This is a genomic window from Roseateles asaccharophilus (genome assembly GCF_004362405.1).
GTDB lineage: Bacteria > Pseudomonadota > Gammaproteobacteria > Burkholderiales > Burkholderiaceae_C > Kinneretia > Kinneretia asaccharophila.
In genome coordinates, this window is sequence record NZ_SNXE01000011.1 from 1 (window position 1) to 12,043 (window position 12,043).

6 protein-coding genes are annotated in these 12,043 nt (G+C 71.5%); 3 read left to right on the top strand and 3 right to left on the bottom strand.

Annotated elements, in window-relative coordinates; genetic code table 11:
- Nucleotides 1-374: 374 nt before the first annotated feature.
- From DFR39_RS18090 to DFR39_RS18100, 3 genes are all read left to right on the top strand, one after another.
- Complete coding sequence (locus DFR39_RS18090; protein WP_246030885.1) at nucleotides 375-6,293, top strand: alpha-2-macroglobulin family protein; 5,919 nt, start codon at nucleotides 375-377, stop codon at nucleotides 6,291-6,293.
- 292 nt (nucleotides 6,294-6,585) lie between these two features.
- The gene (gene pbpC / locus DFR39_RS18095) at nucleotides 6,586-8,679 is read left to right on the top strand and encodes a penicillin-binding protein 1C (protein WP_133605311.1); all 2,094 of its coding nucleotides are present in this window, start codon (nucleotides 6,586-6,588) and stop codon (nucleotides 8,677-8,679) included.
- A gap of 61 nt (nucleotides 8,680-8,740) precedes the next feature.
- A complete protein-coding gene (locus DFR39_RS18100; protein ID WP_133605249.1) occupies nucleotides 8,741-10,333 on the top strand; it encodes an ABC transporter substrate-binding protein in 1,593 nt (530 codons plus the stop codon).
- Between the two features lie 24 nt (nucleotides 10,334-10,357).
- Here the strand turns inward: DFR39_RS18100 and DFR39_RS18105 are convergent, their stop codons facing one another.
- The 3 genes from DFR39_RS18105 to DFR39_RS18115 are packed head-to-tail and all read right to left on the bottom strand — an operon-like array spanning nucleotide 10,358 to nucleotide 11,921.
- On the bottom strand, nucleotides 10,358-10,822 hold the full coding sequence (locus DFR39_RS18105) for a CYTH domain-containing protein (protein WP_133605250.1): 465 nt from the start codon (nucleotides 10,820-10,822) through the stop codon (nucleotides 10,358-10,360).
- 33 nt (nucleotides 10,823-10,855) lie between these two features.
- Complete coding sequence (locus tag DFR39_RS18110; protein WP_133605251.1) at nucleotides 10,856-11,446, bottom strand: GNAT family N-acetyltransferase; 591 nt, start codon at nucleotides 11,444-11,446, stop codon at nucleotides 10,856-10,858.
- 4 nt (nucleotides 11,447-11,450) lie between these two features.
- Nucleotides 11,451-11,921 (bottom strand): carboxymuconolactone decarboxylase family protein, encoded by a 471-nt coding sequence (locus DFR39_RS18115; protein ID WP_133605252.1) that lies wholly within the window; start codon nucleotides 11,919-11,921, stop codon nucleotides 11,451-11,453.
- Between the last annotated feature and the right edge of the window lie 122 nt (nucleotides 11,922-12,043).

Below are 12,043 nucleotides of genomic sequence, written 5' to 3' on the forward strand. Positions count from 1 at the left end.
TGAAACGACTCCGCGCCGATGATAGTGCGGGTTCCCGTGTGAAAGTAGGTCATCGTCAGGCTATTTACCCTCAAAACCCCTCTCAGCGTTAGCTGAGAGGGGTTTTGTCTTTTGCGAAACCTGGGGTGCTCATTGGCCGTGTCTCGTCGGATAAGTGGACCGCGCGCTGCATTCCCGCTTGCGAATTCATGCCCCGACAATCCCCCCAATTGACGGCGCGGTGCGCGCCCCGTGGCGCCGAGGGCTGACCTAGACTCACCAGCAGATTGAACCGTCGGCCCGGGAGGCCCATGAAGCTGGTCAAAACACTGATTCGCACGCCTGTCGGGGGCATTTCTTACGTCTTCGCTGGGCGCGTTCCCACGCTAACGCGTGTGGTTTGCTCCGCAGCCCTTGCCCTGACCACGCTTCTTGCCACAGCGCAGCAGGCCTTTGCGGTAACGGTCAGCAGCGCGAGTCCGCAGGGCGAGGTGCGCGAGGTGCGGCAACTGCGCCTGCGCTTTTCTGAGCCCGTCGTGCCCCAGGGCGACCCGCGCCTTCCGGCGCCGGCCGAGCTTAGCTGCGAAGGCCTGCCCGCGCCCAAGGGCGATGGCCGCTGGTCCCAGGCCAGCGAGTGGCTGTTTGATCTAGCCCAGCCTCTGCCCGCGGGCAGCCGCTGCCGCATACAGCTCAAGGCCGGTTTCAAGCCCCTGCAGGGCGAGCTCAGCGGCCCGCGCGAGTTCAGCTTCAGCACCGCGGCGCCGGCCGTGCTCCAGGTGGAGCCCTGGCCCGGCAGCCGTATCGAGGAAGACCAGGCCTTTTTGCTCCAGCTCAGCGGGCCCGTCCGGGCCGAGAGCCTGGCGCGCGGCGCCTGGTGCGAGGTGCAGGGCATCGGCGAACGCCTGCCCCTGCGCGTGATCGAGGGGGCGCCGCGCGAGGCCCTGCTCAAGGCCCGCCGCGTGCCCAAGGCCCAGCAGGCCCAGCAGCTGCTCGTCAGCTGCCAGCGCCCGCTGCCGCCCAAGGCCAAGCTGCGCCTGGTCTGGGGGCCAGGTATTGCCTCGGCCCTGAATGCGCAGCTGCTCACCCGTGCCGAGCAGCGCTTCGACTACGAGGTGCGTGAACCGCTCACGGCCGAATTCAGCTGCGAGCGCGAACGCGCCGGCGCGCCCTGCCTGCCGATCCGGCCGGTGCTGCTGCGCTTCTCCGAGCCGGTGCCACGCGAGCAGGCCCTGGCTGTGCGCCTCAAGCCCGCCGCGGGCGGTGCGGCCCTGGCGCCGGTGGTGGATAAGGACGACAAGTCCACCGAGTTCTCCGAGCTGCGCTTTCCCACGCCCTTGGCCGAGAACGCGGCCTACCAGATCGAGCTGCCTGCCGGGCTCAAGGACCAGAGCGGCCGTGCCCTGGCCAATGCCGCCAGCTTCCCGCTCAAGATCAGCACCGGCGGCGCGCCGCCCCTGGCCAAGTTCGCGGCCGCGCCCTTTGGCGTGATCGAGCTGCCCACCGAGCGCGATGCGCCCGGGCCGGCCCTGCTGCCCGTGACCCTGCGCCACACCCAGGAGGATCTGGCCGGCCAGAAGGCCAGCGCTGGCCGGGTGCAGATCAAGCGCCTGGACAGCGATGCCGAGATCCTGGCCGCCTATCTGCGCCTCAAGCGCTGGCACGAGAGCCAGCTGCCGGCGCGCGAACTGGGCCTGCCGCAGAGCCAGTGGACCGAACTGGTGGAGGATGAGGGGCCCAATGGCCAGCGCCGCCAGCGTCGCGTGGAGCGCTATGTGCACACGCGCGAGCTGTCCATGCTGGCGCGCGAATCCGGCGTGCAAGACCTGGCCCTGCCCAGTCTGGCCACGCCGGCCGGCGCGCCGCCTCGGCCCTTCGAGGTACTGGGCCTGCCCATCGCCAACCCCGGCTACCACGTGGTGGAGATCGCCTCGCGCCGCCTGGGCCAGGCCCTGCTGGACAAGGCCCAGCCCATGTATGTGCGCACCGGCGTGCTGGTCACCAATCTGGGCGTGCACTTCAAGTGGGGACGCGAGAACAGCCTCATCTGGGTCACCAGCCTGGACCGCGGCCGCCCCGTGCCTGGCGCTGAGGTGGCGGTAAACGACTGCCGCGGCAAGCGCCTGTGGGCCGGCCGCACCGACGAACAGGGCCGCGCCCTGGTGCCCGAGGCCCTGAGCCTGCCCAGCGGGCCGGGCCAGCGCTGCGAGGGCGAGTACGGCTTCTTCGTCACGGCCCGGGCCGCCGCGCCCGGCGGCGCGCGCGATATGGCGTTTGTGTTCAGCAGCTGGAACCGCGGCATCGAGTCCTGGCGCTTCAACCATCCCACGTCCCGCGGCGCCCAGCCCGACAGCCGCGCCCACAGCGTGCTTGACCGCAGCCTGCTGCGCGCGGGCGAGACCCTGTCGATGAAGCATTTCTTCCGCGAGGAGACGGGCCAGGGCCTGCGCCTGGCCAAGGAGGGCGGCCGGCCCGAGCGCGTGCGCCTGCTGCACGAGGGCAGCGGCCAGGAGATCACCGTGGCCGAGTCCCTGGACTGGAATGCCCAGGGCACGGCGCTGAGCCAGTGGGCCATTCCGCCCGCGGCCAAACTGGGCAGCTACCGCATCGTGCTGGAGCGCGGCCAGGGCGCGCAGCAGCGGCGCTGGGACAGCGGCGAGTTCCGGGTGGAGGAGTTCCGCGTGCCCCTTGTGGAGGCGCGGCTGAGCCCGCCCAAGGGCCCCCTGGTGGCGCCCACCGAGCTCAAGATCGGCGCCCAGCTCAACTACCTCTCGGGTGGCGGCATGGCCCAGACCCCGCTCTCGGTCTCGGCCCTGCTGCGGCCGCGGGGGCTCAACTTCGCCGGTTATGAGGACTTCCAGTTCCAGCCCCCGCGCGACCCGCGCAGCCTGGCCGCCGAGGCCGGCGGCGAGATGGGCGGGGAGGGCGAGGAAGGCAGCGCGCCCGCCAGCGGCGGCAAGCTGGTGGCCGACAAGCTGGCCCTGGCAACCGACGGCCAGGGTGCCGCCACGCTCACGCTCAAGGGCTTGCCGGCCCTGCAGCAGCCCAGCGAGCTGCTGACCGAGTTCAGCTTCAATGACCCCAACGGCGAGCGCCAGACCCGTTCCGTGCTGCTGCCCCTGTGGCCGGCGCGCCTGGCCCTGGGCCTGCGGGCGGCCTCCTGGGCCAGCAGCCGCGGCCAGGTGGGCTTCAAGGTGGTGGCCCTCAATCTGGAGGGCAAGCCCATGGCCGGCCAGAAGGTGGTGGTGCGTGCGCGCCTGGCCCAGACCCTGTCCACGCGCAAGCGCATGGTGGGCGGCTTCTATGCCTATGACAACCGGGTGGAGCTCAAGGAGCTGGGCGAGGTCTGCAGCGGCAGCAGCGATGCCCAGGGCCTGCTGACTTGCGAAGCTAGGTTGGAGAACGCCGGCCAGGTGGAGCTGATCGCCAGCGCCAAGGACGCCGAGGGCCGTACGGTGGAGTCGGCCACCAGCGTCTGGGTCACGCGCCAGGGCGAGCTCTGGTTCGCACAGGACAACGACGACCGCATCGACCTGCTGCCCGAAAAGCGCGCCTACGAACCTGGCGAGACCGCCCGCCTGCAGCTGCGCATGCCTTACCGCGAGGCCACGGTGCTGCTGAGCATCGAGCGCGAGGGCATCATGGACACGCGCGTGCTCACGGTGCGAGGCGATGACCCCACGGTCTCGCTCAAGATCGAGCGCGACTGGTCGCCCAATATCTACGTCTCGGCCCTGGTGCTGCGCGGACGGATCCGCGATGTGCCCTGGTACAGCTTCTTCACCTGGGGCTGGCGCGCGCCGCGCCAGTGGTGGTCCGACTGGCGCGCCGGCCGTGACTACCAGGCGCCCACGGCCATGGTGGATCTGGCCAAGCCCTCCTTCAAGCTGGGCGTCGCCGCCCTGCAGGTGGGCCTGCAGCGCCACCGCCTGGAGGTCTCGGTCACGCCCGACAAGCCCCAGTACGGCGTGCGCCAGAAGGCCCAGGCCCTGATCAAAGTCAGCCAGGATGGTCGCCCCGTGCCGGGCGCCGAGATTGCCTTCGCCGCCGTGGACGAGGGCCTGCTGGCCCTGCGCGGCAACGAGAGCTGGAATCTGCTGGGCGCCATGCTGCAGCCCCGGCCCTGGGGCGTGGAAACCGCCAGCGCGCAGAGCGAGATCATTGGCCGGCGCCACTATGGCCGCAAGGCGGTGGCCGCGGGCGGCGGTGGCGGGCGTGGCGGCACCCGCGAGCTCTTCGACACCCTGCTCACCTGGCAGCCGCGCGTGCGCGTGGACGCCCAGGGCGAGGCGCGGGTGGAGGTGCCGCTGAACGATTCGCTCACGGGCTTCCGCCTGGTGGCCGTGGCCGATGCCGGCGTGCAGGCCTTCGGCACCGGCCAGACCAGCATCCGCGTGAGCCAGGACCTGCAGCTGCTCTCCGGCCTGCCGCCCCTGGTGCGCGAGGGCGACCAGTTCCAGGCCCTGCTGACCCTGCGCAACACCACCTCGCGCGAGATGAAGCTGCGCGCCAGCCTGGCCGGCACGGCCCAGCTGAGCGGCGCGTCCGACAGCGCGAGCGAGCCCGATCTCAAGCGCCAGCCCCTGAGCCTGCCGCCGCAAGACCTGACCCTGGCACCCGGCGCTGCGCGCGAGCTGCAGTGGACGGTGAGCGTGCCCGCCAATGCCCTGAGCCTGATCTGGGAGGCCGAGGTGCAGGAGCAGGGCGGCGCCAAGGCGCGCGACCGCATGAAAGTCACGCAGCTGGTGCAGCCGGCCGTGCCGGTGCGGGTGCTGCAGGCCAGCCTCAGCCAGCTGGACGGCCGCCTGAGCCTGCCGGTGGCCGCGCCCGCCGACGCCCTGCCGCAGCGCGGCGGCCTGGCCGTGAGCCTGCAGCCCAGCCTCACCGGCGCGCTGCCGGGGCTGCGGCGCTTCTTCGAGCAATACCCCTACAGCTGCCTGGAGCAGCTCAGCGCCAAGGCCCTGGGCCTGGGCGACCGGGCGCAGTGGCAGAGCCTGATGAACCGCCTGCCCAGCTATCTGGACAGCGATGGCCTGGCCAACTACTTCCCGCCGCGCCCCGATCAGGCGCCCCAGGGCAGCGACCGTCTCACCGCCCATCTGCTGGCGGTGGCGCATGAGGCCGGCCAGCCCCTGCCCGAGGCCGCGCGCGAGGCCATGCTGGGCGGCTTGAGCGCCTTTGTGGAAGGGCGGCTGCAGCGCCGCTTCTGGTCGCCGCGGCCCGATACCGAGGTGCGGCGCCTGGCCGCGCTGGAGGCGCTCTCGCGCTACGGCCGCGCCAGCGCCCGCCTGCTGGCCACGGTGGATGCGCGCAATGTCACGACCTGGCCCACGGCCGCCCTGATCGACTGGCTGCAAATCCATCGCCGCCTGAGCGACGCGCCCGAGCGCGAGAAGCGCATGGCCGAGGCCGAGGCCCAGCTGCGCAGCCGCCTGAGCTATGCCGGCAGCACGCTGAAGTTCAGCACCGAGGAGGGCGATGCCTGGTGGTGGCTGATGGACGGGCCCGACGCCAATGCCTCGCGCCTGATCCTGGCCGTGCTGGACCTGCCGGGCTGGAAGGAGGAGCTGCCGCGCCTGGTGAGCGGCGCGCTGGGCCGCCAGAAGCTGGGCGCCTGGGGCACGACCACGGCCAATCTCTGGGGCGTGCTGGCCCTGCAGAAGTTCGCCGCACGTTTTGAAGCGGTCAAGCCCGCGGGCCGCAGCGTGGCCAGCGTGGACGGGCGTGCGCTCCAGACCCTGGACTGGGCCCGCCAGCCCGAGGGCGGCGCGCTGCGCCTGCCCTGGCCCGCCCAGGCCCAGGGCAGCCTCAGCCTGGAGCAGCAGGGCGCGGGCAAGCCCTGGGTCACGGTGCAGAGCCTGGCGGCCCTGCCGCTGAAGGCCCCCCTGGTCTCGGGCTATCGCCTGAGCAAGAGCATCCAGGCCGTGGAGCGCAAGGCCAAGGACCGCTGGAGTCGCGGCGATGTGCTGCGCGTGCGCCTGGAACTGGAGGCCCAGAGCGATATGAGCTGGGTGGTGCTGTCGGACCCCGTGCCAGGCGGCGCCGCCATCCTGGGTTCGGGCCTGGGCGGCGACTCGGCCCTGGCCACGCGCGATGAGCAGCGCGAGGGCAGCGCCTGGCTGGCTTATGAGGAGCGCAGCTTCGAGGCCTGGCGCGGCTACTACCAGTACCTGCCGCGCGGCAAGCATGTGATCGAGTACACCCTGCGCCTGAACAACCCCGGCCGCTTCCAGCTCCCGCCTACCCGGGCCGAGGCCATGTACGCGCCGGACAGCTTTGGCGAGCTGCCGAATGCGGCGCTGGAGGTGGCGCCGTGACAAGAATTCGGCGCGGCACACCGCTGCCACCGGGAGCCGGGCGGCAGGGCGTACTGCGAAGCGAAGTAAAGGGGGAGGGCGTGGCCGCAGGCCACGGCCGGAGGACATGAGCGCAGTAGTGCGCCCTGGCGCCCGGCTCCTTCGCCCATGCTGCCGCAGGCCGGGCTCCGGCCGCCAAGAGCTGGGGGCGGGGAGCTTCGCTCATGTCCTCCGGAGCGAGCTGCGCCCGCTCCTCCCCCTTGACTTCGCTACGCCCCCCACCCCCTACTCTTGGCTATCGCTGCATCGGGGTCTGCGGCAAATCGTGTGTGCCAGCTTGCTGCTGGCGGTCGCCGCGGCCGCCAGTGCCTTGCCTACCTTCGCCGAGGTCCGCGCCGCGCATCGCGTGTCGGACTTCACCCTGCTCGACCGGCGCGGCGAGCCCTTGCAAACCCTGCGCCTGGACAAGACCCATCGCACCCTGGCCTGGGTGCCGCTGGCGCAGATGTCGCCGGCCCTGCTGCAGGCCCTGCTGCTGAGCGAGGACCGGCGTTTCTACGAGCACAGCGGCGTGGACTGGAGCGCGGTGGCGGCCAGTGCCTGGGGCAATCTCTGGAACCAGCGCACCCGCGGCGCCTCCACGCTGACCATGCAGCTGGCGGGCCTGATCGACGAGGACCTGAGCCGGCCCACGGGCGGCCGCAGCCTGGCGCAGAAGCTGGGCCAGGTGGTGGTGGCCAAGCAGCTGGAGGCACGCTGGAGCAAGGCCCAGATCCTGGAGGCCTATCTCAACCGCGTGCCCTTCCGCGGCGAGCTGGTGGGCATACAGGCCCTGGCCCAGGTGCTGTTCGGCAAGCTGCCGGCGGGGCTGGACGCGCAGGAGGCGGCGCTGGCTGCGGCCCTGCTGCGCGCGCCCAATGCGCGGCCCGCCCAGGTGGCGCAGCGCGCCTGCGCCGTGCTCAAGGAGCAGGGCCTGGGCTGCGCGGGGGCCGAGGCGCAGCTGGCGGCCGCCCTGGCGCGGCGCGCCGGCATGCCCCTGGGCGAGCAGCTGGCGCCGCACTATGCGCGCCAGGTCTTGCGTGCCGAGGGCCCGGCCGCCCAGCGCAGCAGCCTGGACGCGCGCCTGCAGCGCCTGGCGGTGAACACGCTCAAGCGCCAGCTGGGCGAGCTGGCCGGCCGCCAGGTGGAAGACGGCGCGGTGCTGGTGCTGGACAACGCCAGCGGCGAGGTGCTGGCCTGGGTGGGCTCCAGCGGCGGCGAGCTCTCCAGCGCGGCCCAGGTGGACGGCGTGCTGGCGCGGCGCCAGCCCGGCTCCACGCTCAAGCCCTTTGTCTACCAGCTGGCGCTGGAGAAGCGCCTGATCACGGCCGCCAGCCTGCTGGACGATTCTCCCGCCCAGATTGCCACCGGCCACGGTCTCTATCTGCCGCAGAACTACGACCGCGACTTCCGCGGCTGGGTCAGCACCCGCGCGGCCCTGGGCAACAGCCTGAACGTGCCGGCGGTGCGCGTGGGCGCCATGCTGGGCGCGGACGCGCTCTTCCAGCGCCTGAACGCCTGGGGTCTGCAGCTCAGCGAGACCGGCGGCTATTACGGCGACTCCCTGGCCCTGGGCAGCCCCGACATCAGCCTGGCCGCGCTCACCAATGCCTACCGCGCCCTGGCCAATGGCGGCGAGCTGCGGCCTCTGGGCGCGCGCACGCCGGCACGGCGCGTGGGCGAGGCGGGCAGCGTTTTCATCGTGGCCGACATGCTGGCCGACAACAGCGCGCGTGCGCTCACCTTCGGCCTGGGCAGCGATCTGGTCACGCGCAGCTGGACGGCGGTCAAGACCGGCACCAGCAAGGACTTGCGCGACAACTGGTGCCTGGGCTTCAGCGACCGCTACACCGTGGGCGTCTGGGTGGGCAATGCCAGCGGCGAGCCCATGCATGGCGTCAGCGGCGTGAGCGGCGCCGCGCCCGTCTGGGCCACGCTGATGGCGGCCTTGCACGAGGGCCGGCCGGCCCACGCGCCTCAAGCGCCGCCGGGCCTGCTGCGCCTGCCGGTGCGCTTCGAGGGCGTGGGCGAGCCGGGGCGGCCGGAGTGGTTTGTGCGCGGCACCGAGCAGGCCGTGATGCGCGCCGGCGCCCAGACCCGCGCCCCGGTGCTGGCGGGCATTGCCAACCCGGTGGACGGCACCATCTATGCGCTCGACCCGGACATCCCGCCCGCCGCCCAGCGCCTGCTCTTCGAGGGCCAGGCCGGCACCTGGATGCTCAATGGCCGGCGCCTGGGGCAGGGCACGCGCCTGGCCTGGTCGCCCTGGCCGGGGCGGCACCAGCTGCAGTTGCTGGACCCGCGGGGCCAGGTCTTGCAGAGCGTGCGCTTCGAGGTGCGGGGTGCGGGTTTGAAGCAGGTTCGCTGAGCCAGCTTGGCGCGCATACTGCCGGCCACGACCCCGGTGGACGGGGCAGGGGAGAGGCTTGATGCGCATTTCCACGAGCGGCCGGCGACATGCCCGCGTCCTGATGCTGTTGCTGGCCCTGGGTGGAACCGCCCTGGGTGCTCAGGCGCAGAAGCTGCTGCGCTTTGCCAGCGCCTTCGATCCGCAGACCATGGACCCGCATGCCCTGGCCCTGGTCTATCACTCGCGGGTGGTGACGCAGATCTACGAGGGCCTGGTCAACCGCGACGAGCAGTTCCGCCTCGCGCCCTCGCTGGCCCTCTCCTGGGCGCAGCAGGATGCCAAGACCTGGCGTTTCAAGCTGCGCCCGGGCGTGAAGTTCCACGACGGCAGCGCCTTCACGGCCGACGATGTGGTCTTCTCCATCGAGCGGGCCCTGCAGCGCGAGTCGCAGCGCGCCACCCAGCTGCGCGGCGTGCTGGGGGCGCGCAAGGTGGACGCGCTCACCGTGGATGTGCTGCTGGCCGCGCCCGACGCCCTGCTGCCCGAGAAGTTCTGGCTGATCGCGATGATGAGCAAGGCCTGGAGCGAGAAGCTGGGTGTGGCCAAGCCGCAGGACTACAACGCCAAGCAGGAGACGCCGGCCGTGCGCCAGGCCATGGGCACGGGCCCCTTCATGCTCAAGCGCTACGAGGCCGATGTCCAGACCCAGCTCCAGGCCAACCCCGATTGGTGGGGCCGCGCCAGCCATCGCGGCAATCTGGACGAGGCCCACTACCAGGTGATCCAGTCCGATGCCACCCGCCTGGCGGCCCTGCGCTCGGGCCAGGTGGACTTCGTGATCGATCCGCCCTTCCAGGACGTGGGGCGGCTGCGCCAGGAGGGCAGCCTCAAGCTGATGGAGACGGCCGATATCGGCACCCAGTACCTGGCCTTCGACCAGCACCGCGATGAGCTGCCGGGCAGCGATATCAAGGGCCGCAATCCCTTCAAGGACCTGCGCGTGCGCCGCGCCGTCTATCACGCCCTGGACATGGACCTGCTCGTGCGCCAGGTGCTGCGCGGTCAGGCCGTGCCCACGGGCGCCCATCTCTCATCCCTGGTGGATGGAGCCCTGCCCGAGCTGGACAAGCGCCTGCCCCACGACCCCGCGCTGGCGCGGCGCCTGCTGGCCGAGGCCGGCTATCCGCAGGGCTTCTCGGTGGCCTTTGATTGCGTCAATGTTTCCTACCGCCAGGCCGCCTGCCAGGCCATGGCCGCCATGCTGCAGAAGGTGGGCATACGCGCCAACTTCAGTGCCCTGCCCAGCAGCAGCTTTTTCCCCAAGCTGAGCCAGGCCACGGGCAGCCTGCTGGAGTACGGCTGGTCGCCCGGCGTGGACGCCTGGAATGTGCTCAATTCCCTGGTGCGGACCTACGACGCGCGGGTGAGCGGCGCCTTCAATGCCGGGCGCTACAGCAACCCCCGTCTGGACGAGATCATCGATGCCATCGCCACCGAGCCCGATCTGGCCCAGCGCCGCCGCCGCGTGGGCGAGGCCCTGCAGCTGATGCAGCAAGACCTGCCCCTGCTGCCGCTTTACCGCATCAAGCACAGCTGGGTGATGAAGCCCCAGGTGCAGGCCGTGCAGTGGCCCAACGGCATGCTGGAGCTGCGCTGGGTGCGGCTGGAATGAAGCCCTGGCCAGCCGAGGCCGGGCTCAGCGCGGCCAGCGGCTGAAGGGCAGCTCGCTCAGGCGGCTGTTGTAGTAGCGCTCGTCGCCGGTGACTTCCTCGCCCAGCCAGTCCGGCCGGGTGATGACCTGGTCCTCGCTCGCCAGTTCCACCTCGGCCAGAACCAGACCGGCGTTCTCGCCATGGAACTCGTCCACCTCCCAGCGCAGGCCGTCCTGCTCCAGGGTGTAGCGGGTCTTCTCGATCAGCGGGCCCTCGCAGAGCTGTATCAGGGCCTGGGCATCGGCCAGCGGCAGGGGGTACTCGAACTCCAGCCGGCTCGCACCCTGGCTGCGCCCCTTGATGGTCAGAAAGGCCTGCTCGCCGGCGATGCGCACGCGCACCGTGCGCTCGGCGGCGCGGTTCAGATAGCCCTGGCTGTAGCGCTGGGCCTGGCCCTGGCGCCAGCCTGGGCCGCACACCAGAAATTTGCGTTCGATCTCTATCCCCATGGGGCGCATGCTAACGCGCCCCCAGCGGGGCCTTCAGCAGCGGGGCGCGCGCCCGTCGGGCCAGTGCGGGTTGAGCAGGGCCCAGACCTCGTGGTCGCGCCAGGCGCCGTCGATAAACAGATAGCGCCGCGACAGGCCTTCCTGCACAAAGCCCAGGGCCTGGAGCACGGCGCGGCTGCGGTGGTTGTCGGGGCGCACGGCCGCCTGGATGCGGTGCAGGTCCAGCACCGGCCCGAACGCCAAATCCAGCAGAGCGCGCAGCGCCTCGCGCATCAGGCCTTGGCCCTGGGCCGCCTGGTCCAGGCTGTAGCCCAGGATCACGTTCTGGAAGGGGCCGCGTGAGGGCTGGCTGAGTTGTGCCTGGCCGACGATGCGCTCCGGGTCTTCCTTCAGGCTGAACCAGTAGCGCCAGGTCGTGCCTGCTGCAAACGCCGCCTCGCCCTGTGCCAGCCGCAGGGCCGTGGCCTCCAGCTCCAGGAAGTCTGGCGGGTAGGGTGGGTCCCAGGGGGCGAAGTGGGCGCTGTTGCGGCGCTGGTAGTCGCACACCGCCGCAGCCTGTGCCACCGAGGGGGCACGCAGCAGCAGACGCTGGGTCCGCAACTCCCGGGGCGGGACGGCGTTCACGCGCTCAGGCCGCCGTCTGGGGGATGGGCGGTGCGAAACGCAGGCCCAGGGCGATGCGGTTCCAGGCGTTGATATTGGCAATGGCGGCGGTCAGATAGCTCAGGCCGGCGGCGCCGAACTCGGCCAGCGCCTGGGCATACAGCGCCTCGTCCGGGCCGCCCTGCGGGGCCAGGGTGAGAGCCTCCGTCCAGGCCAGGGCGATGCGCTCGCGCTCGCTGTAGACGGGCGCTTCGCGCCAGGCAGCCAGCAGGTCCAGGCGCGGCGCCGCCATGCCCAGCTGCCGGGCCACATTCAGATGGAACTGCAGACAGAAGGCACAGCCATTGAGCTGGGAGGCCCGCAGCTTGATCAGCTCCAGCAGATCGTCCCCCAGGCCCGAGGCCTTGAGGGCCTTGCCCAGGGCCATCAGGGCTTCGCTCACGCCAGGCGTCAGGGCAGCAAACTCGGGGCGGTCGATACGGGGGCTGGTGCTCATGGCTTCGGTGCTTTGTTGAGAAGGCTGGGCGGCGATTATGGCGCGGGCCTCCGAGCTGGCGAGCAGCGGGCGCTGGGCCGCCGCACCTGGGGCAAATTGACCCAGGACAGTTTGTCCAAAGG

Excerpts from the sequence above, each read along its gene's own strand:
- DFR39_RS18100 (WP_133605249.1), top strand. The coding sequence starts at position 8,741 with ATGCGCATTTCCACGAGCGGCCGGCGACATGCCCGCGTCCTGATGCTG.
- DFR39_RS18105 (WP_133605250.1), bottom strand. The coding sequence starts at position 10,822 with ATGGGGATAGAGATCGAACGCAAATTTCTGGTGTGCGGCCCAGGCTGG.
- DFR39_RS18115 (WP_133605252.1), bottom strand. The coding sequence starts at position 11,921 with ATGAGCACCAGCCCCCGTATCGACCGCCCCGAGTTTGCTGCCCTGACG.